This window comes from Candidatus Delongbacteria bacterium (assembly GCA_020634015.1).
Classification (GTDB): Bacteria; CAIWAD01; CAIWAD01; order CAIWAD01; family CAIWAD01; genus JACKCN01.
The window spans coordinates 119,934-142,315 of record JACKCN010000004.1 but is presented as its reverse complement, the minus strand read 5'-3'; the positions used below and the strand labels follow the sequence as shown (position 1 = coordinate 142,315).

The 22,382-nt window shown below is 64.0% G+C and carries 10 protein-coding genes; 7 read left to right on the top strand and 3 right to left on the bottom strand.

Annotated features, from left to right (window positions below; translation table 11 throughout):
* The first annotated feature begins 111 nt into the window (after window positions 1-111).
* The 3 genes from H6678_09225 to H6678_09215 all read left to right on the top strand — a co-directional run bounded on the left by H6678_09225 (window position 112) and on the right by H6678_09215 (window position 9,604).
* Window positions 112-2,814 (top strand): S8 family serine peptidase, encoded by a 2,703-nt coding sequence (locus H6678_09225; protein MCB9473979.1) that lies wholly within the window; start codon window positions 112-114, stop codon window positions 2,812-2,814.
* Window positions 2,815-3,087: 273 nt separating this feature from the next.
* Window positions 3,088-5,706 carry a T9SS type A sorting domain-containing protein gene (locus H6678_09220; protein ID MCB9473978.1) on the top strand — a complete coding sequence of 873 codons (2,619 nt, stop codon included), beginning with the start codon at window positions 3,088-3,090 and terminating at the stop codon, window positions 5,704-5,706.
* 217 nt (window positions 5,707-5,923) lie between these two features.
* Window positions 5,924-9,604, top strand: a complete 3,681-nt coding sequence (locus H6678_09215; GenBank protein MCB9473977.1) for a PQQ-dependent sugar dehydrogenase — start codon at window positions 5,924-5,926, stop codon at window positions 9,602-9,604.
* 132 nt (window positions 9,605-9,736) lie between these two features.
* Here the strand turns inward: H6678_09215 and H6678_09210 are convergent, their stop codons facing one another.
* From H6678_09210 to H6678_09200, 3 genes are all read right to left on the bottom strand, one after another.
* Window positions 9,737-11,668, bottom strand: a complete 1,932-nt coding sequence (locus H6678_09210) for a methyl-accepting chemotaxis protein (protein ID MCB9473976.1) — start codon at window positions 11,666-11,668, stop codon at window positions 9,737-9,739.
* Window positions 11,669-11,699: 31 nt separating this feature from the next.
* Window positions 11,700-12,629, bottom strand: coding sequence for a hypothetical protein (locus tag H6678_09205; GenBank protein MCB9473975.1), 930 nt, complete (start codon window positions 12,627-12,629; stop codon window positions 11,700-11,702).
* A gap of 153 nt (window positions 12,630-12,782) precedes the next feature.
* Window positions 12,783-17,897 carry a proprotein convertase P-domain-containing protein gene (locus H6678_09200; protein ID MCB9473974.1) on the bottom strand — a complete coding sequence of 1,705 codons (5,115 nt, stop codon included), beginning with the start codon at window positions 17,895-17,897 and terminating at the stop codon, window positions 12,783-12,785.
* 209 nt (window positions 17,898-18,106) lie between these two features.
* Between H6678_09200 and H6678_09195 the strand changes: the two genes are divergently transcribed.
* The 4 genes from H6678_09195 to H6678_09180 all read left to right on the top strand — a co-directional run bounded on the left by H6678_09195 (window position 18,107) and on the right by H6678_09180 (window position 22,327).
* On the top strand, window positions 18,107-18,646 hold the full coding sequence (locus H6678_09195; protein ID MCB9473973.1) for a dual specificity protein phosphatase family protein: 540 nt from the start codon (window positions 18,107-18,109) through the stop codon (window positions 18,644-18,646).
* Between the two features lie 207 nt (window positions 18,647-18,853).
* Window positions 18,854-20,749: a T9SS type A sorting domain-containing protein gene (locus H6678_09190; protein ID MCB9473972.1), complete on the top strand. Its 1,896-nt coding sequence runs from the start codon at window positions 18,854-18,856 to the stop codon at window positions 20,747-20,749.
* 181 nt (window positions 20,750-20,930) lie between these two features.
* Window positions 20,931-21,593, top strand: a complete 663-nt coding sequence (locus tag H6678_09185; protein ID MCB9473971.1) for a hypothetical protein — start codon at window positions 20,931-20,933, stop codon at window positions 21,591-21,593.
* Complete coding sequence (locus H6678_09180; protein ID MCB9473970.1) at window positions 21,590-22,327, top strand: RluA family pseudouridine synthase; 738 nt, start codon at window positions 21,590-21,592, stop codon at window positions 22,325-22,327. The genes H6678_09185 and H6678_09180 overlap by 4 nt, the downstream gene beginning before the upstream one ends.
* Window positions 22,328-22,382: the final 55 nt, after the last annotated feature.

Sequence of the window (22,382 nt, the reverse complement as noted above, 5' to 3'; positions counted from 1 at the left end):
TTCCGGCCTCCATCCCTCCGCCTGATCCACCGCTCACGCGTTCGCGCGCAGCCGGGTCATGCGGTGATTCTGCACATCCTTGAGAGAATGCATAGACACGAAAGGGACTTCATGCGACAGTCAAGCCTTCTGGGCCTGAGCCTGATTCTGGCCTCCTTCTGCCAGACGGCGCAGGCCGTCCCGGGCGACAAGTACATCCCCGGCCGACTCTCCGTGCGCTTCTTCACCCAGCCCGACATGGTCACCACCGATGCCGGAGTCAAGCTGGGCGTGCCCGAGCTGGACCGGATCAACAGCGAGTTCGCCGGACTGGAATCCATTGCCCCGCTCTACCAGCACCTGGACCGGATCTATGAGCCGGACCTGCGTCTGAACTACCTGCTGGAGTTCGATGACCGCCTGGACATGGAAAGCGTGGCCGCGCTCTACGAGGCCAGTGGTCTGGTCGAGTACGCCGAGCCCGACTACCTGCGTCCCCTGTACCGCACGACCAATGATCCTGCCGCGGGCAATCAGTGGTTCCTGAATGCGGTGCGCGCTGCCGAGGCCTGGGACATCCTGCCCGACACACCCGATTTTCCCGACATGATCATCGCCGTGGTGGACTCGGGCGTCGACTGGAACCATCCCGATCTGCGCGACGTGATCTGGTGCAACCCGGATGAGGACCTTGACGGCGATGGCCTGGTGCCCGATACCACCACTCCGGGTGAAGCGGCCGAGCGCAACAACATCGACGACGGCACCAACGGCTATGTCGACGACTTCTACGGCTGGGACTGGGTGGTCACCACGGGCTGTGCCGCCCAGGAAGACTGCACGACCCCCGACAACAACCCGATGGATTACAACGGCCACGGGACCCACTGCTCAGGCATCAGCGCCGCCGCCACCAACAACGCCATCGGCGTGGCCGCAGTGGCCTGGGGCAGCCGCGTGATGTGCCTGCGTGCCGGCTATCAGGCCACCGACGGCAATGGCTACGTGATCCAGAGCGCGGCCGCCAACGCCGTGACCTACGCCATCGCCAACGGGGCCAAACTGATCACCATGAGCTTCGGTGGCAGCAACACGGTGCGCACGCCCAGCACGGCCGCCTACAACAGCGGCCTGATCTGTTTCCATGCCGCCGGCAACGACAACATGAACCAGAGCGATGGCCTGGACAGCGCCAGCGGCATGGTCAGCGTGGCCGCCAGCAACAGCAGCGACTGCAAGGCTGACTTCAGCAACTACGGCAGCTGGGTGGATGTGACCGCCCCCGGCGTCAGCATCTACGACACCATCTTCGACAATGCCTACGCCAGCCTGCAGGGCACCTCGATGGCCTGCCCGCTGGCCGCCAGCGTGACCGCCATGCTCTGGAACGCCAATCCCGAACTGAACAACGTCCAGGTGCGCAGCCAGCTGCTGGCCACCGCCGACGACATCTACGGGCTGAGCTGCAACTCCGATTACCAGGGCATGCTGGGCAGCGGCCGCGTGAACGCCTACAAGGCCGTCAACAACATCCGTGAGACGGTCATCGAGCTGGGCGAGCTGCGTCTGGAAGATGGCAGCGGCGATGGCCGGTTCATGCCCGGCGAGGTGGCCCAGTTCTCGCTTGAAGTGCACAACACGGGCTCCAACCCCTCCGAAACCGTGACGGTCACGCTGAACACCGAGGATCCGGCGGTGACCTTTCCCACCGGACACACCATCGAGCTGAGCGCGATCCCCGATGGATTCAGCAACGACAACTTCGGCAACCCGCTGGTGCTGGGCATCGACGAGGGCAGCATGCCCCGCTACATCACCTTCAGCGTGGAGGTGAGCACTCCCAATGCGCCGCTGAGCCTTTCCGGTGAACTGGAGATCATGGTGGGCAACGCCAACGTGCTGCTCTATGACGATGATGTCCAGGTTTCGCCCGTCTACGGTGCCTACTACAATGGACTCAAGGAACTGGGCATTGTCTTCGACTGGTATTCGACCGCAAGCGGAAACTTTCCGATGCTGCCCGATCGTCAGCTTGACCTGACGGACTACAGCGTGGTGGTCTATGCCAGTGGCGGCAATGCCAGCACCTTCGACACGGACGAACAGACCCTCTTCGCTGACTACAGCGCCAGCCATCCCCTGTTGGTGAGCAGCCAGCATGCCAACAACGATCTGGGTGCCGACAGTCCCTTCCTCCAGAACGTGTTGCACGCGACCAACGGCGAGGGCACCAACAACGTGCGCGGGGCCAAGGGCGTGGCCGAGGACGAAGTTTCCGACGCCATGGTGATGATTCTGCAGGGCACCAACGGCGCCAACAACCAGGCGATTCCCGTGGACGAAATCACCGAGCTCAACGGTTCGGTGCCTTTCATGACCGATTACAACCAGCAGTTCACCACGGGTGTGCGCTACGATGGCAATGGCCGTCTCATCTATCTCAACTTCGCCCTGGAAGCGGCGCACGGTACGGCAGCCACCATGGGTCTGGCGGCCGCACTCGACCGTTACCTGCCCTGGCTGGGTTATGAGGTCAGCGTCGAACCCCGGACCGGCATCACGCTGCCCGAGGGCATCACGCTCAGTCCCGCCTGGCCCAATCCCTTCAACCCCAGCACCAACCTGGCGGTCGAACTGGATCGCGCGGCGCGTGTCGAGCTGACGGTATACGATCTGCGCGGTGCGCTGGTGACCCGCCTGATCAATGGCCCCCTGGCCGCCGGTCGGCACCAGGTGGTTTTCGGTGCCGAAGGCCTGGCCAGCGGCATCTACTTCGCCAGCCTGAGCGTGGACGGCCAGGCGCACACGGTGCGCAAGATGGTGCTGGCCCGCTGATCCAACATGTTCGGGCCCCCACTCTCCCGGAGAGAGTGGGGGCCCGGGTTCTTGAGCGCGCAGAACAGCCTCCTTGATCCGCATCGATGGTGCTCAATCGTGCAGGCAGATCGCCCAACCGGATCCGGAGAAAGCGCCTTGAAGCACCCTGCATCAGGCCCTCCTTCCGCAACAGCCGCAGCGCCCGCTGCGCAGTACTTCCTTGCGATCCTGCCCCCTGCTTTCTCCATGACAGCCAGCCAGTCATCGGGTGAGAGAATCCGGAGGTGAGCCATGCGTGTCCGTGTCCAGCCCTTGTGTCGGCTGATTCTGCCGGTCCTGCTCTGTCTTTCGGTGCCGCTTCAGGCAGCCCAGCTCGCCGTTTCACAAGACTACCCCACCATCCAGGAGGCCGTGGACCAGGCCGCCATCGATGATACGGTGGCCGTCTCTCCGGGTCTCTACCCGGGCTCGGTCTATCTGTCCCATCGGATCCATCTGCTTGGACTGGGTCAGAGTCCGGCCGAGACGGTGCTGGACGCGCAGGGCAGGCCCTATGCGGTGCATTGCAGTTACTTCGACGAAAACGATCCGGGTTTCCGGATCGAGAATCTGACCCTGACCGGTGCCAGCATTGTGGCGCTGGACTATTCCTCGGGCCGCCATCTGCGGATTCTGCGCTGCCTGCTCGTGGGCAACCCGGGAGGTGCGATCCATTATCAGGGAGTGTCGATCCTGTTCTCGTGCCAGTTGTCCATCCTGCAGTCCACGATCGCCGGCAATGGTCTGGTGGACAGGCTGATCGATCTGACGATGGTCAGTCAGCTGACGATCCAGCGTTCGATCATCGCGGGCAATCCCGGCGCGGCCGAAATCTATGTGGCGGGGCAACTTCCCGGCATGTTGATCCAGTACACGAATCATTTCGAGCGTGCCGAAAACAGCTGGAGCGGCCTTCTGGCGCCCTATGCAGGCATATCCGGCAACATCAGCGCCGATCCGCTCTTCATTGATCCAGAGGGTGACTACCGGCTGGCCGCAGGATCCCCGTGCCTGCCGCCTGCCAGTCCCTCTGGCGAAACCCTGGGTGCCATGGGGGAAGGTCCCGGACTGCCCGGTTTCAGCGCTCTGTTCTGGGCGGACCCCTACTCACCATGGTTTCCCAGCGAGGTCGCCTTTCACCACCTCGATTCCTCGCAGGAGCTGCTGTACGAGTGGGACACGGATGGAGACGGGGTGTACGACAAGGTGGGCACTCATCCGCGTGTCAACTACGAGGGACCCGGGCTCTTTGATGTGACCCTGCGCGTCACGGATCTGCAGGGGCGTGAGGAGCGCTCGTCCGTGGAGGGGTTCATCCAGCTGGGAGGGCGCCGACTGCGGGTCCCCGGGGACTACCCGAGCCTGGCCGCAGCCCTGGCGGTGACGATTCCGGGCGATTCCGTGCTGCTTGACTGTGGGACATACCTCGAGCACGACCTGATCGTCGGAAATGGCGTCACCATCGGCAGCGTGGACAACGATCCGGACTGTGTGATTCTCGACGGACAGGGCCTGGGGCGCATCCTGGATGCCCGTGCGACCGACAGTCTGTGCGTGCGTGGCATCACCTTCCGCAATGGCTGGACACTGGAAGAAGGGGGCGCGATCGCCAGCGGCGATCGACTGGAGCTGCAGAATTGCCGGTTCCAGCTCAATTCGGCCAACAGCGGCGGAGCCCTCAGCGGCAGCGACTACAGTTCCCGCACCAGCATCGTGCGTGGATGCGAGTTCGAGCGGAATCTGGCCACGGTTGCAGGTGGAGCCGCATGGCAGGTCAACGGCGACTGGAGCGACTGCCGATTCGTGTCCAATTCGGCCGTCCAGATCGGCGGGGCGCTGAACTCCGGCGGGAGCCTGAACGGCGGCGTGGGAGACCTGCTGGGAGTGCTCGAATCCTGCCTGTTCCAGGACAACCGAGCCGCACTGGGCGGAGCCGTTTTCGCCGGCGATCTGGAAGCGTCTGGCTGTGACTTCATCAACAACGAGGCCTCAGAGAGTGGGGGTGCGCTGAAGGGAGGATCCCTCGAGCTGGAGGACTGCCGCTTCATTGGCAACCGCAGTCAGGGAAACGGCGGCGCGATCGATGCCTCGATCGTGTTCGGCCCCCGACGGCTGCGACTGCGGGACACTCTGCTGCACATGAATCAGGCCAGCGGGCTGGGAGGTGCGATCCACGGAACCAACACCTCGCTGGAACTTTTCCAGTGCACCCTGGCCTGGAACCTGGCGACCCAGGGCTCCCAGATCCATGGTTCCAATCTGGGCCCGTACATTCTGGCCACCAAGCTCCAGTTGTTGAGATCCATCGTGGTGCCCGGAGGCACAGGACATCCCTTCGTGTTGAGCTACAGCAATGCCAGCCAGGAACCGCCTCTGGTCCAGGAGTGTGACCTGTGGTCTCCGGATGGATTCGACTGGTACTCCATTGACGAGTTCGCGGGCGTCAATGGCAATCTGGAACTGGATCCCCTGTTCTGCGATCCAGGCACGGGGGACCTGCACCTGCTGCCAGGGTCGCCCTGCCGGCATCACTACAACGATGACACTGTAGACATGGGCTACAGTACCGGAAGCTGCTACCCGGTTTCGGTGACCCCCACCACTCTTCCCGAAGCATTGGCGCTGTCTGTGGCCCCCAACCCCTTCAATTCGCGCACCCTGATCGCGTTCGAACTGCCGCGCCCGGGCATCGTCCGGCTCGATGTGCATGATCTGCTGGGGCGCCGTGTGCTGCGCGTGATCCAGGAACCGCTTTCCGCTGGAGAGCATCGTGTGCCCATCGACTGTGCCGAGCTGGCCAGTGGAGTCTACATTCTGCGACTCCGCACTCCCGATGCGGAGCTGGCCCGGCGCATGCTGGTTCTCAAGTAGGGTGTCACTCTCGGCGCAAGGTCAGGCGCACCGGGGGCCGCAGGATTCGTGCGGACGCTCCGGCTCCGCCTGCGCTGTTTTTTCCTGAGCTGCAGTCTCCACTGGCATCCAGGCCTTCCAGTTCCTAGACTGGCCTTCCCGACACAGCCACCGCCACATCCACGTCCGCTTCTCGTAGGCTCCGGCCAGCGGGGACCGGCCCGAGCCCAGGTGATTCATGCATCTCCCTCGTTTCCTTTTCTCCGGTCTGCTGACCGTGACCTTGCTGCTGGCGGCCGGACCCGCGCACGCCACCCTGTTTCTGGAGACCCTGACGCCCACCTTCAGTGGCGCGGTCTTCGCCACCTCACCCCCGGGCGACAGCGAACGCCTCTTCGTGGTGGAGCAGGCGGGCCGGATCCGGATTCTCAATCTGGCCAGCAACACGGTCAATGCCACGGCCTTTCTGGACATCGACCCGCTGGTGCTTTCCGGGGGCGAACGCGGGCTGCTGGGGCTGGCCTTCTCGCCGGACTATGCCAGCAATGGTCAGTTCTTCGTGAACTACACCAACAATTCGGGCAACACGGTCATCGCGCGCTACACGGTCTCGGCCAATCCCGCGGTCGCCGATCCGGCCAGCGCACTGATCCTCAAGACCTGGACCCAGCCTTACTCCAACCACAATGGCGGCTGGATCGGCTTCGGCCCCGACGGCATGCTCTACACGGGCACCGGTGATGGCGGCAGCGCCAACGACCCGGGGGCCCGTGCCCAGAACCTGAACAGCCCGATGGGCAAGATGATGCGCCTGGATCCCGCCGGTCAGGCCAACGCCTGGATTCCCGCCGACAACCCCTATGTGGGCGTCACCGGGCTGGACGAGATCTGGGCCTACGGGCTGCGCAATCCCTGGCGCTGTTCCTTCGACCGGCTCACCGGCGAACTCTGGATCGCCGACGTGGGCCAGAATGCCTGGGAGGAAATCGATCTCCAGCCCGCGGGCAGCACCGGTGGCGAGAACTACGGCTGGTCCTGCCGCGAGGGGCTGGTCTGCACGGGTCTCAACACCTGCGGATCCTGCAGTGGTTTCAGTTCGGTCGCGCCCGTGCATGTCTACAACCACGCCGGTGGGCGCTGCTCGGTCACGGGTGGCTATGTCTACCGCGGGCCGATTCCCAGCCTGCAGGGCCTGTACTTCTTTGCCGACTACTGCAGCCGCCAGGTCTGGTCGCTGGAATGGAACGGAGTCAGCGCCAGCGTGACCGAACGCACGGCCGAACTGGGGCCCTCCTCGAACATCGTCTCCTTCGGGGAAGACGAAGTGGGCAATGTCTACATCATCACTCCCTCGCGCCTCTATCGCATCGCCAGCGACGAGTGCGGCAACGGCAGCGACTGCAATGCCAACGGCATCTCGGACGATTGCGACATCGCCAGTGGCTTCAGTCAGGACTGCGACGCCAACGGGGTGCCCGATGAGTGTGACATCGACTGCAACGGCAACGGGCTGCCCGACAGCTGCGACCTGATCAACGGCACCAGCGAGGACTGCAACGCCAACGGCATTCCCGATGAGTGCGACATCGCCTCCGGTTTCAGTCTGGACGAGGACCTGGACGGCGTGCCCGACGAATGCCCGGACACGGGCGGCAATCCCTGCGACGACCCGCTCGAGGCCGTGGACGGAGTGCTGGTCTTCGATACCACGCCGGCCACGACCGATGGCCCCGCGCATTTCGCCTGCGGGGGTGACGGGCAGATTCACCGTGACTTCTGGTTCCGCTACACGGCCACCCTCACCGGCACCCTCACGATCAGTCTCTGCGGGTCCAGCATCGATACACGGCTGGCGGTCTACGAGGGCACGGACTGCCCGGTGAACGAGACTCGTCTGCTGGGCTGCGACGACAACGGCTGTGCGCTGCCGGGCTCCGATGCCTCCGCACTGGCGGTGGACATTCTTCAGGGCACGCAGTACCTGATCCGGGTGGGCGGCAGCGACCCCAGCCAGGCCGGACCGGTGGTGATGGGCCTATATTCCACGGGCACCGTCGGCTGCGGCAATGGCCTGGACTGCAACGCCAACGGCAGCTGGGATGACTGCGACATCGAGAACGGCAGCAGCCAGGACTGCAATGACAATGGAGTCCCGGACGAGTGTGACATCGGCACGGGCAGCAGCCTGGACCAGAATGCCAATGGCGTGCCCGATGAATGCGAGCAGACCGGCAACTGGGAGAGTGAGCATTTTGTCAGCGCCACCGCCTGTGCCCAGTGCCACAGCAGCGGGGCCGGGATCTACGACGAGGGCGGTCAGGACAGTTCGCCCTACGCCCGCTGGCAGGGAACCCTGATGGCCAACGCGGCCCGCGACCCCTACTGGCGCGCCAAGGTGAGAGTCGAGACCGAGCAGTTCAGCGATCCGGGAGTGCGCGAGGCGATCGAGTCCGCCTGCGTGCGCTGCCACGCGCCGATGGGCAGCGAGGAACAGCGCATCGCGGGCGAAGGCTTCTATCGCATGGCCGAGGTCAGTGGCGATCCGGCGGGCCTGGAAGGCGTGAGCTGTACCCTGTGTCACCAGCTCGAGGCCAGCGATGCCAGCGACAGCACACGCTGGAACGGCGGCTTCAGGGCCAATCCCGACAAGCGGATCTTCGGGCCCTTTGCCGGAGTGGACCCGGCCCCGATGGCCAATGTGACCGGGTTTTCACCCGAGCAGGGCGCTCATCTGGGTGACAACGGCACCTGCGTCTCCTGTCACACCCTGTTCACCACGGCGCTGGATGCGGGCGGCAACGCCATTGGCCAGTTCCCCGAGCAGGTGCCCTGGCTGGAACAGCAGAACAGCCAGTTTGCGGGCCTCAGCTGCCGCGGTTGCCACATGCCGCTGCTAGAGGGCGCCGCCCCCATTTCGGTGATACCCGGAGGTCTGCCGCCCCGCGCGCCGCGCCAGGATCACGCCGTGCTCGGCGGCAACGCGTTGATGCTGCACCTGCTGGCCGACAACGCCGACGCTCTGGGAACACTGGGGGACTCCACCTCATTGGAACTCATGGCCCAGGCCAGCGAGGTCTTCCTTCAGGGAGCGGCGTCGCTGGGTGCCGGCCTGAGCCAGGTGGGGCAGACTCTTGAACTGGCCGTGGAAGTGCGCAACCTCACGGCGCACAAGCTGCCCACGGGCATTCCCGTGCGCCGGATGTGGCTGGAAGTGACCGCTAGGGATGCCCAGGGTGTCGAGCTGTTCCACAGCGGGGCCTGGGATGCCAACGGACACATTCTGGGCGAGGACGCGGGCGTGGAAGCGCATCACACCACGATTGACGATCCGGCCCGGGTGCAGATCTGGGAAGCGCGGATGGCCGACGATGGCGGACAGCCCACCTTCAGTCTGATGCGCGCGCTGGGCTGGGCCAAGGACAATCGCCTGCCGCCCGCGGGCTTCGTGGAGAGTGGCCCCTTCTATGAAATCACCGCCCCGGTGGGGCAGTGCACGAGCGATGCGGACTTCAATGCGGGCGGTTCTAGCGCCGACAGCCTGCGTTACCTGCTGCCCGCCGGCACTCGCAGTGTGGAGCTGAGCCTGAACTTCCAGGGTGTCTCACCGCGAGCGATCGACAGCATGCGGGGCAGCACCCACCCTGAGGTACAGTTCTTTCTGGCGATGTGGGACCAGGCCGACCGCTCGCCGGACCCGATTGCCACCCTCAGCCTGGCCTGGCCCCCGCTGCCCGAACTGGAGGTGGCGCTGCAGGCCAGCCAGGTGGTGCTGAGCTGGCTGGACGGCGGCAGCTTCATCATCGAACGCCGCGCCGAGAACGGCCAGTGGCTGAGTCTGGGGACACACGGCTCACCCTTCGTCGACACGGGCGCTGTGGCCACCTGGCATCTGGCGGAGTACCGCCTGCGCCAACCCTGAGCAAGGCTGGACTCCCGCTACGCTCGACCTGGTGATTCCGGGCCCCTGTGTCCTGCAGAGGCAAACCGGCATGAATACGAAACGCCGCCCATTCTGGAGGAGGGGCGGCGTTCCGCTTTGACCGACAGCGTGTCACACGCGAAAACGGGAGACCAGGTCCTTGAACTCGCTGCTCAGCGTGTCCAGCACGGCCCCCGTCCGATTCACTTCCTGAATGCCATCCCGGTTGCTGAGGGCGCCCTGGGCCACTTCGGTGATTCCCCCCAGAATTTCTTCGCTCAGTTGACTGGCTTCGCGGATCTGCTGGCTGATCTGGGAGGTGGTCACATTCTGTTCTTCAACAGCCGCGGCGATGGTGGTCTGCAGTTCGCTGATGCGGGCGATGATGGCGCCCGTGCGCGTGATCGCTTCCACGGCCTGGCCCGTGTCCTGCTGCAGGCCGACGATCTTCTGGCCGATGTCCTCGGTGGCGCGCGCGGTTTCCTTGGCCAGTTCCTTGACCTCGTTGGCCACCACCGCGAATCCCTTGCCCGCCTCGCCGGCCCGCGCGGCCTCGATGGTGGCATTCAGGGCCAGCAGATTGGTCTGTTCGGCAATCGCCGTGATGGTCTTGATGATGCCATTGATCTCGTTGGAGGACACGTTCAGGCGTTGAATCGTCTCGTTGGCGGCTCCGGCGGATTGCACGGCCTCGTTGGCCACCTGCTGGCTGCTGGCGGCGTTGCGGGCGATCTCCTCGATGCTGCTGGCCAGCTCCTGGGCCGAGACCGAGACGCTTGAAATGCGCTGTGTCACTTCCGAGGTGGTCTGGCTCACATGACTGGCCCGGTCCGCATTGCTCACCGAGCGTCCGTCGATTTCCTGACCCGTGCGCAGCATGGTGCTGGTGGCTTCGCTGAGTGCCATGGAGCTGTCGGAAATCTTGCGCACGCTGCCGGCGAAAGCCTGCCGCAGGGTTTCGATGCTGCGGGCGATCTGACCTACCGTGTCCGCATTGTTCTCCCGGATCTCGATGCCCAGTTCGCCCGAGGCGATGCGTCCCACGATTTCCAGCAATTCTTCCACGCGCTTCTGCAGGTCCATGGCGTGTTGCTGTTCCTGTTCGCGCTCCAGAAGCTCCTGCTTGAGCAGCTGCTCATTCTCCAGACGGCGCTGGTCCTCCAGCTCACGTTGCTGGACCTTCAGCCGTTCGGTCTCTTCCCGCTGGGCCCGTTGCTGCTGTTCCAGTTCCTTGCGCTGCATCGAGCTCTGGCGCAACACGGCCACCGCCTGGGCCAGATCGCCGATCTCATCCCGGCGAGCGGCATGTGGGACTTCCTGTGCGTAGTCTTCCTGGCTGTAACTGACCACCGCGTTGGTCAGGCTCTGCAGCGGTCCGATCAGGAAACCGGCGAGCAGCATCCGGCTGATCCAGACCCCCGCCAGCGCACCCAGTGCGCTGAGCATGATCACACTGACCAGCAGGCTTCCCGCACGCTGTTGCGTGATCACGCCCGCGGACACATCCCGGTTGCCCTCGGCCAGCATGCCCAGAACATCTTCGCGCAGCAGAGTGAGTTGTTCCGCCAGAATGCGGGCATACAGATCAAACCCGGTCATGATCTGGTTCCCTGCCGAAGTCCCTTCGTCGGCATACACGTGGGCCAGTCGCACACCCGTCTCAAGGTAAGGCCCGAATGCCGTCTCGATGCGCTCCAGGCGCATCAGCACGCTATCCTGGCGCGAGGCCTCGGCCAGCGTGCGTGCTTCCTGCAGATGCTCGCGGAATACCCGAGAACTCTCTTCGGCCAGACCGAGGCCCTCGTCCATGCCATCTTCCCCGCGTGTGGCACAGAAATCCGTGATGGCCTGCTGGATTTCCAGGACGCTCAGTCGCATCTCCTGGACCGCCGCCAGCAAGGGCATGTCCTGCTCGGCGGATCGTTTCAGCAGGGCCTGGAGATGGGCCATGGAAGCGCTGTTGTTGGTCCAGGCGTAGGCTCCGCCCAGGGTTGCGGCCACGATCAGCGCGGTCACCAGCCAGACGAACTGGCTGACCTTGCGCACGATTCCCTTTTGAGTCACGACTCCTCCCGTTCTCACCATCAACGCAGAATCACAGAATCACGATCAGCTGCAGACCGTGCTCCAGGCCTTGCTCGCCCGCGCTCCATTGCCGCCGTTCTTCCAGACGCAGCATGAAGCCGGCTCCCAGTTCCTGGCTGAGAGCCAGGCGGAAGGCGCGCACACCGGGGGCGTCCGCCGGGAGCCACTGTTCAACGCCCGTGTGCAGCAGAGTCTGGCCCACGCGGCGTTCCTGAAGTGTCCAGGGCTGTTCCAGATGCCAGCCCCAGGCGTCCGTGCGACCGGTGTGCTGCCGCAGCAGGCCTTCGGCATTGAAGCTGCCCAGCCGGAAGTCCAGCGCCAGCAGATCCAGCTTGACGTGGGCTTCCCGGTGGAGGCTGAGGCCCAGTTCCCGGTTCTCCTGCTGCAGGGACAACCGACTTCCCACGCCCAGGCCGTCCTCGGCGAACAGGGGGTGCGAGAGCCAGCTTTCCAGGTGCACGGTGGCAGGCAGGCTGAACTCCACGACCAGGGAGTGTTCGCCCAGACCGCCTTCGAGACCTTCGTCCGTGGTCAGAGGAGCGTGAATGCACGGCCGGTCCGGCGCGGCGAACCAGTCTCGGTCACGCGCGAAGGGCAGATCCTGCAGGCCGCCATCCAGGCGCAACCAGGAGCTGGCCTGCCAGCTGGCGCGCAGGGTGGCCGGGACGGGCTCGCCGTCTTCCAGGGCCAGATTGCTCTCAATGCTCAGGGCGGGTGCCAGTTGCCAACCCAGTCCGAACTCCCCGGCCACCAGGGGCCAGGGGCGGTCAAGAGCCGTCGATCCGGTGCTCTCCAGCGCGATGAATCCACCCATGGACCAGGCAGGTTCGAAGCTGGCTGCCGCCTCACCCGCACCGGCCGCGGGCAGGGCCATGCAGGCGATAACAGGCATGCTCAACCAGGCCGCGCGTGCCATGAGGATTTCTCGACAAGACATCATTCACCTCCTTCGTGGACCATGAAGATATCGGCCCGCGAAAGGTCATCTTTGACGCATTGAGTGTCCGTCGCGCACAACGCGGCGACCGGGCAAAAGAAAGCGGGGCGACCGGATCCGGTCGCCCCGCAGGACAAACTTGAGGCTTGCTGACGCTTAGTTGCGCTTCAGACGGTACTGCACGACCTGCTCGGTGCCGGCCATGCCCGCATCGATCCAGCCGCTGGCCTGGAGACCCATCGACGTCCAGGCGGCATCGTTGACCTTGCGCTCGACGATCCAGGACTGGCCACCGTTCCAGCTGAGCACCGCATCATCACCGGAGGTGCTGATGGTCAGTGCGGGCATGGGGAAGAAGACCAGGCTGGTTTCGTGCACGATCTCGCCGCTGCGATCGAGAGCGTCCCACATGCCAAGGAACTCGGTGATGTCGGGCACTCCGCCCACCGCACGCATCGGGTCAATGGATTCCGGGTTCACGCTCTGGAAGTGCAGGCGGGCGACCACGTTGGTGGTGGTGGCGGGCAGCAGGTACTGCACCCGGTCACCGCCGGTGCCATCCATGAAATCGGGATCGGTCAGCGCGTTGCCGGCGGGCAGGGTCGTGGCCGCGTGAGGACCGACCATGCTGTAGCCACTGGGCAGCAGACGGTTGTCCTTGGCAAAGCCCACGGCGCGCAGCAGGGTGAAGGTCGGCTGACCGTCGCTGTTCTGCATGCGGCCTTCGTAGATCTGCACGTCCATTTCGTCGCTGATCAGCTGATGGTGAGGCTCGACGGATCCGTCGGTGCCCGCGATGATGCCGGCAGCGTTCACCGCACCACTGTGGAAGACTTCCTGGTTGAGACCGTCATAGGCGATCACTTCCAGCCAGGCACGGCGCACGGGAATGCCCGTGGGGAACTTGTGTCCGGTGAAGTTGTCCACGTCCAGATTCAGCATCGGCTGACCGTTGACTTCTTCCATGAAGCCACTGAGTCCGGTGCCCTGGGCCACGAACTGCAGGCTGCGGTCAGCCAGGGTCTGGAATGCGGCGGGTTCGGCGAAAGCGCCCAGGCTGGCGGCGTTGGCGGCCATCAGCTCAAGCATCATCGTGTTGCCACCCACCACATCGTGGCGACCCACGAAACTGCGGTTGGGCAGTCCGCCGGGCAGAGTGGAAATCTGCTGGGCCTGGGTGCTCTGCAGCATGTGACACTCGACGCAGCTGGTGCCGGCATGATCGCTGTTCTGGTTTTCCAGGAACGGCACCTGCTCGGGGAAACTGGCCACCACATTGCCCTGCCCATCAAACCCGTCGGTGAACAGGGTATGGCAGCTCACGCAGGTCTGCGAGCCTTCGAATCCGGGCGACTGCATGGGCGTGTAGTTCACCGTGTTCTGCATCAGCACCGGGCTCTGGTTGTTGTAGGGGCCATAGATCTCGCGGTTGGTATTGATGTTGAAGTTGCCGCTCCAGGTGCCGGGATCGCTGCCCTGGGTCTGCTGGTGGCAGAGGGTGCAGCTCACGCCTTCCTGGCCCTTGACGTCCAGACTGAGGTCGGCCATGGTGTACACGCCATCACCCAGCAGCATGTTCTCGGTGTGACCCATGGGGGCGTGGCAGGTGGTGCAGGTGTTCTCGATGGCGTCGGCGAAGGCCGGCGGCATCTGGCTCACCTCGAAACCGACCTTGGCCTTCCAGTAGGGATCCCGGGCCGCGTTGGCCATCATCGAGGCTTCCCACAGGGAATAGGGGCTGGTGTCTTCGCCATTGACGAAATAGATCCCTTCGCCGGGCGAGGCATTGTGGCAGGTGCGGCAGTTGTTGGCACCACTGAAGTAGGTGCTCTCCCAGTTGTAAGGATCCAGACCTTCGCAGGAGTCGGGTACACCGTTGTCATTGATGTCGGTCTCGTTGCCGCTGGCGATGTCGCACTCGTCCAGAATGCCATTCTCGTTGCAGTCGTTGCTGGCCACGCCGCTGGTCACCAGATGCAGGCCCCAGGCCTGGATCTGGCCGATGTCGCTGCCCACCGCATCGCTCACGTTCAGACGCCAGGTGCCCAGGGTCATCTCGCCGTCGAAGTCGGCCAAGGCTCCGGGGCTGGGATGCCAGTCGCCCGTGACCAGACCGGTGTTGCCGTTGTGCGCCGTCTCGATGTCGTTGGCGAAGGCATCGGCCAGGGTCACCTGGAAGCCGTTGCTGTTCGAACCGTAGGTCGATCCGGGGACACCCGGGCGATCGAGCAGAGTGATCAGGGTGCCACTCTCCACATGTTCCAGCGTGGCGATCAGGTCACCGTTGTAGGTGTGGGCGATGTCCAGGGTCACCGAGAGGTCGGCGATGGCGATGTTCTCGCCGATCACCAGTTCGTCCGTGACACCGATGGGGTCGTTGTCGGGAATCGCCAGGCTCAGGCCGGTGCGCTCGAAGTCGTGCTGGATGAACCCACCCCCCACGAACTCGCACTCGTCGGGATACCCGTTCGCGTTGCAGTCCGCCGAGAAGCCGCCGGAGATGTCGCACTCGTCGGGCACGCCATTGGCGTTGCAGTCCAGGCTGAAACCGCTGGCGATGTCACACTCATCGGGAATGCCGTTGGTGTTGCAGTCCTGGCTGAATCCGCCGGCGATGTCCTGGGCGTCGTCGACCAGGTTGCCGTTGCAGTCGGGGAAGTTCAGGCTGCAGGCGGGGCCGGTCAGCGTCAGACCGAAGTCACCGCTGGCGTTGTTGTAACCGCTCACGCGAATCGTGTAGGTGGTACCCCCGGTGACCGCCCAGGTGATCGAGGACTTGTAATTGGTGCAGTTGTCGTCGTTGCAGGCGATCTGGTTGGCCGTGGTGCCCGGGCAGTCGGTGTGCACCGACAGCACCGTGTCGTAGTCGCCATAGCCGCAGGTTTCCACCGTGGCCGTGCCCGATGAACCGGGCGTGTACCGGAAGAACACATCGGGGCTGGTCGCGCTGGTACCACAACTGGAGCTGCCGTGGTTCTCACCGGGCAGCTTGCCGCTGGTGTTGCCGAAGACCACCTGGCCATCGGGGCAGATCACGGGGCCGCAGACCGTCTCGCACTCGTCGGGAATGCCGTTCAGGTCCTCGTCCAGGCTGGTGCCCTCGGCGATGTCGCACTCGTCTGGAGTGCCGTTCTCGTTGCAGTCCTGGCTGAAGCCACTGGCGATGTCGCAGGCGTCGGAGATGCCGTTGTTGTTGCAGTCGGCCCAGGTTTCGCACTCGTCGGGCACGCCGTTGTTGTTGCAGTCACTGGCACCATTGGCGATGTCGCAGTCATCGGGAATGCCGTTGTTGTTGCAATCGACTTCGCATTCGTCGGGAATGGAATTGCCGTTGCAGTCCTGGCTGAAGCCGCCACTGATGTCGCAGCCGTCGGGGATGCCGTTGTTGTTGCAGTCGGGTTCGCACTCATCGGGCACGCCGTTGGAGTTGCAGTCCAGGCTGGTGCCATTGTCGATGTCCACGTCGTCGGGCACGCTGTTGTTGTTGCAGTCCGCCGGACCCTGAGCGGGGCCCGTGGTGCTGGCGTCGATCGAAGAGGGCGAACCTGCCTCGTACAGACCCACCAGCACACTGGTGGCCGCGGGCGGCTGGTTGCAGTCGAAACCGAAGCTGTAGGCCACGCCCCAGCGGATGGGATTGCTGGTGGTGGCAAAGGTCAGGAAACCACCACTCTGGCTGCTGCTCCAGGCATCGTTGGTATAGGGGCTGTTGGCCGCGCTCTGGTAAGGCTGGGCGTCAAACTGCAGCGGGGCGTGAAAGTCGATGTTGCCGATCGTCGTGCCCGCGCTCACCGGAATGCTGAACTCGTCGATCTTGCGCTGCATGTCCAGGTTGTAGATCACGTATTCGTAGTGCCAGGTACCGTTGCCGTTGTCCCAGTTCTTGGTGGACAGGTACGCGCGACCGTCGGGCGAATCGCCGGCACCGCCCATGTTCTCGTGGATCACGGGAATCTGCTGGGCCACCAGAGTGGTCTGGCCGCCCCAGGCATCCAGGGCGGGACCGTAGTTGGGCAGCGTGCCACTGCCGCTCATGCTCACGCCCCAGGTGCCGCCCGGCGAGCCGCTGAAGCTGACGGGCTTCCAGGCCACGCTGTTGGTGGGGTCCACGTCATCCGCGATGATGTAGAGGCCTTCGGAGAAATAGGTGGCGCCCGAGTTCTGGGCTGGATCGAGGTCGCTGTCGGCCGTGTACAGGGCATAGTCGCCCGTGAAGGTCACACCGCTCCACTGGCCCGTCCAGGGATTGATCTCGGTGCGCGGACGCAGCCCGCTGGCATTCAATCCGGGGCTGTAGGTATCGGTGCAGCCCTGGCCCAGCCAGTTTCCCGCACCGTGGCCGGCTTCGAAGATGCAATTGGGCAGGTCGGGCAGGTCGCACTGGAAACTGCTCAGGGCATAGAATCCGTGCTTGACCCATGAGGCCGAAATCTGCTCGAAGCGGTCATTGGCATTCACGCGGAACAGGTTCTGCTCGATGTAGGGGTGGTAGTTGCCCAGACCGCTGAACCACTGCAGGTCGGTATCGCCGATGTTCCAGGACGTGGTGCCCAGCGAGAATTCCACGTCGCTGCCGGTACGACTGGCCTGATACAGGCCGTAAAGCTGGCAGAACGCCATGTCGGGGCCCGCGGTCACACGGTCAGGGTCCAGTTCGGGACCCGTGCCGGGAGCGTTGACCGGACGGCTGTCGGGCAGGTCGCCCCCCACCCAGAAGGCTTCCAGCTCCAGATCGAGTGATCCCAGATCTTCCTTGCCGGTCATGGACAGTCCCAGGCTGCGGGCAACCTTGGGGCTGATGTGCACCTGGTCGGCATGCAGCGCCAGACTGTTTTCATTGGGGATGAACCCCAGTTTGACGTTCCCAAGCTCGAAGATCACCGCGCCTTCGGGACTCAGCAGCTGCCAGGCCTGATGCCCCTGCATGTCGGTGTCGGCCAATTCCAGATGGGTGGCGGCCAGACTGCCCGATGGGCCACTGAGGGCCAGAGGGCTGAGCTGGCGGAGGCGACCCCGGAAGTCGGGCAGCACGATGTGTTCCGAGACCCGGAAGGTCAGATTGGAACTGGGGTCGATGGCCGAACTGAGGGTGCCACGCTCGGAGCGTTCTGCACCCACCAGGACACGCAGGCCGTAGGCCTGCAGGGCCGCCGTGTCAAGGCGCAGGCTCGAGTTGCCCTCGCCGCTGCTCCAGAGCTCCGCGGCACTGGCGGCACTCGCCAGGGCGGAGCCCAGAAGGAGGGTGGAGAGCAAGTTCTTGGAAAGCGACATTCGGATCTCCTTCAGGGTTGCAAGACGGCACGAATCCGCTGCGCAGCGGAAGCGGCTTTTTGTTTTCTGGCTTTGTAATTGGTGCGGTTGAGCTGTCGTTATCGACATGGGTCAACCTATTGTTTGACCAAGATCAAATCAATCAAATAACCTTTCCATGACATTTTCGGCTCCGCACGCCATTTTCTCATCCCGGGAGCGCTCAGAACATGAACGGCAATTCGTCGCCCAGTCCCGAAGCCACTCCAGCCTCATTTCCGCCTCTTGGCTGGTGGTGGGCCGAACCCGGCCGCTTGCTGGTAGGAAGTCACCCCTGCCGGGAAGCGGAAGGAGGGGCGCACTGGTTGCTGCGTCTGGCCGAGCATGGATTCACTCACATCCTCAGCCTAAACAGTGAGAAGGAGGAGCTGTCCTGGCCCTTTCCTGAACTCCCGGCCGGGATGGAACGCTGGCGGCTGCCGATCGAAGACTATGACATCCCCGACAACATGGATCTGATACCTGCCGTGCGCCGAGTGCAGTTCATCTTGTCCAACAAGAGCGCCAGAGTGTTCGTGCATTGCATGGGAGGCTGCGGACGCAGCGGATACGTGGCGGGTTCGATCCTTGTGGCCCTCAAGGCCTGCCCCGGAAAGGAGATCCAGAGTCTGCTGGATCAGCGGCGCAGGGAAGCAGGTCTGACGGCCGACTGTCCTGAGACACTTGAGCAGCGGGTGTTTCTGAAGAACGTGCACATTCTTTTCCTGTAGTCATGTACCGCACCCCCCTGGTTGCTGCCTCGGACCACCATTGATCCCTGCAGGCTCCCGCTGGTGACGGTCTGGCACCAGCCGGCATTTTCCTGCGGGGATATCCCGTGCGCGTTCGCCACTTTGAGCGACCAACCCGAACTGGAGCGCCCGGGGCCGACAGGAAACCGCGGTCCCCGATCCTTCCCAACAGCAAACGGAGAGTTCATGAACCTGCGACGCATTTCATTCCAGCTGCTGGCCGCGCTGCTGCTGGTCGGTTCGCTTCATGCCACCACCCATACGGTGCCGGGCAGTTTCAGCACCATCCAGTCGGCCCTCTGGGCCTGCGCGGACGGGGACACGGTCAGTGTGGCACCCGGAACCTATTTCGAGCCGCTGTCCTGGCCCGATACCCAGTCGATCAAGCTCTTTGCCCAGAGTGATACCTCCGACACATTCATCGATGGGCTGGACACCTTCCGTCCGCTGCTCTTCGAAGGGCTGGGCGCCACGGACGTGGACACCACCACCATCGTGCGCGGGTTCCAGATCACCCACGGCGGAGGAGTGGTCAATGGCGGTGGACTGCTGATCCAGTCCGGTTCCTCGCCGCTGTTCGAAGACTGCGCCTTCAGTTTCAATGAGTGCTCGGACACGGGTGGAGCCGTGCGCTGCGAATCCGCCAGTGCCCCGGTCTTCCGGCGTTGTGATTTCCGCGACAACCACGGGGATTTCGGTGGTGGAGTGGGGCACAACGGCGCCTCGCCCGTCTTCGAGCAGTGCCGCTTTCTGCGCAATACGGCCAACCGCAGCGGGGGCGCGTCCAACAATTTCAACTTCACCGACGCCGTCTACACCGAGTGCCACTTCGAAGACAATCACGCCTACACCACCGAAGGCACGGCGGCCAGTGGCGGGGCCTTGCGCACCAGCAGCACCAGCACGGTGCTGATCCAGGGCTGCACCTTCGTGGACAACAGCGCCCTGTTCACCCTGCCAGAAGGCGACGACGGCTACGGCGGTGCCATTTCCAACAACAGCTCCAGCACGATCACCGTGGTGGATTGTGTGTTCGAGAACAACATCACCGGCCTGCTGGGTGGCGGCATCTTCAGCTTTGAAGCCGAAATGAGCCTGGAAGGCTGCACCTTCACGGGCAACAGCGCGGGCCGGGGCGGCGGCGTGTTTCTGAACACGGCACCCCCGACCGTGATCCGCGACTGCACGTTCGAGGAGAACGGCGCGATCTACGGCGCGGGCCTGGCCGGCAACGCCGACAGTCTGCATGTGTATGACAGCTACTTCGTGGGCAATGTGGGATACGACTGGAGCGCCATCGACGTGGGCTTCGAGACCCGCTTCCACAACTGCGTGATCGCGGGCAATCAGTCCACGGGCGAGGACACGGGCGGGCACAACGCGATCATCGGTTTCTACTCGGGACGCATGGAACTGCACAACTGCACCATCGTCAACAACGCCACCACCGAGATGCCCGACACCACCAACTCGATCCTGCACTACGAGGGTGAGCTGATCGCGGGCGACGCCCTGCTGGTGGCCAACTGCATCATCGCCGAGAACACGGCCCAGATGGTCTACGACTGCAACGGCCTCACCGACAACACGGTGGAATGCAGCGACATCTTCAACAGCACGGGCCCGGCCTGGACCGGTTGCCTGGCCGAGTTCGAGGGTGCCAGTGGCAACTTCAGCCAGGATCCGGGCTTCAATGATCCCGCCAACGGCGATTGGTCGCTGGCCGACAATTCCCCCTGCCAGCCGGAAAACAATTCCTGCAACGAACTGATCGGCGCCCTGGGCGAAGGTGGCACCAGCGTGAGTCCCCGGGGACTTCCCGCCAGCATCGAGCTGAGCGCGGCCCCCAATCCCTTCAACCCGGAAACCCTGATCCGCTACACCCTCAAGCGGGCCTCCGAGGTTGAGCTGGCCGTATACAACATGGCCGGTCAGCGTGTCGCCCTGATCGAGCAGGGCCAGCGTGAAGCGGGCAGCCACAGCGTGCGCTTCGCCGCCAGCGGCCTGGCCAGCGGAGTCTACCTCTGCCGTCTGGACTGGAATGGTGGCTCGGGCACGGTCAAGCTGGTCCTGCTCAAGTAAGTTCGACCTCAGCCTGGATCCATCGGCGTGGTCCTGACGGGCCACGCCGATTTGTCTCAGTGGCGCGAAAGGCGCGCGGGTTGAGATCGGCATTTGATCGAACGATCGTGCTAATTATCTTCTGCCACTCAATCAGGGCCGCGCGGCCCTCCATCCTTGATCTCCCACGAAAGGAGACATCGTGAAAGCCCTTCCGCTGCTGTTCCTCGTCCTGACCCTGGCGGCCCCCGCAAGGGCCTGGCAACCGGGGGACCATGAGCTGCTGACCATGCCCACCGCCTGGACCATGGACCAGGGCAGTTCCTACTTCACCGACTACGAGCTGTTCTTTCTCAATTACAGTTATGGCGTGACGCCACGGACCCATGTGGGGGTGTTCACGATGTTTCCCATCGTGAGCGAATTCATCAACACGGTCTCGCTGGGGGTCAAGCAGAACTGGCTGGACGGCGAGAAGGTGGACGGTGCGCTCTGGGGCACGTACACACCCGATGGCGGCATGTTCACTCTGGGCAACGTCTTCAGTATTGGCGAGCCCTCGAAAAGCCTGCATGTGGGGGCCTGTGCCGTGATGGGGTTGAACGACTCCAACAACCACACCGAATGGGTGGGCATGGTGGGCTACCGGGGTGATCTGAGCGAGAAGGGCAGTTTGCTTTTTGAGTATTACAACAGCAGCTCGATGCTGGACGACGGCTTCAACGGCATGGTCAATCTGGGTTACCGCTTCCGCTTGCAGACGGTTTCGGTGGACTTCGGCGGCATCCGTCCGCTGGCCGATACCGGCGACCTGCTCTTCGTGCCCTACCTGAAAGCCACCCTCTACTTCGGTGGCAATCCGTGACACACTCGCGCATCGCGGGCCAGCGCTTTCTGCCCAGGGGAGTGCGTGTGCTGTTTCAGGACCGCTCGCTGCTGGTGGTGGAGAAGCCCCCGGGCCTGCTGACCATGGGCACCGAGCAGGAAAAACAGCGCACGCTCTACTGGGCGCTCTCCGACTGGGTGCGCAAGGGAAATCCCAAGTCGCGCGAGCGGATCTTCATCGTGCACCGGCTCGACCGCGAGACATCCGGTCTGCTGGTCTTCGCCCGCAACGAAGACGCCAAGCACCAGCTTCAGACCCACTGGGACAGCGCGCGCAAGCACTATCTGGCCGTGATCCAGGGCAGTCTGGGCGGCCGCGAGGGCGAGTTCGATTCCCTGCTGGCCGAAAACGCCGCCCATCACGTCTACAGCACGGGCAACCCGGCGGTGGGCAAGCCCAGTCGCACACGCTGGCGCCTGCTGCGCGAGCACGCGGGCCACAGCCTGCTGGAGCTGGAACTGCTGACCGGACGCAAGCACCAGATCCGCGTGCACCTGGCCGACACGGGGCACCCGGTCTGCGGCGATCGTCGTTACGGTGGCCCGCCCCACGAGCGTCTGGCGCTGCACGCACTGCGGCTGGAGTTTCCCCATCCGCACACGGGTGAACATGTTGCCTTTGCCGCGTCCATGCCCGAGGGCTTCTCCAGTCTGGTGGGCGGCCTGGACCCGGCGCTGATTCCCTGCCTGCAGCCCGGGGCGCTTCCGGGCTGACTCCTGTGAGTCATCGTGCAGCAAACAAGACGGCCTTCGTTCCAGGAACGAAGGC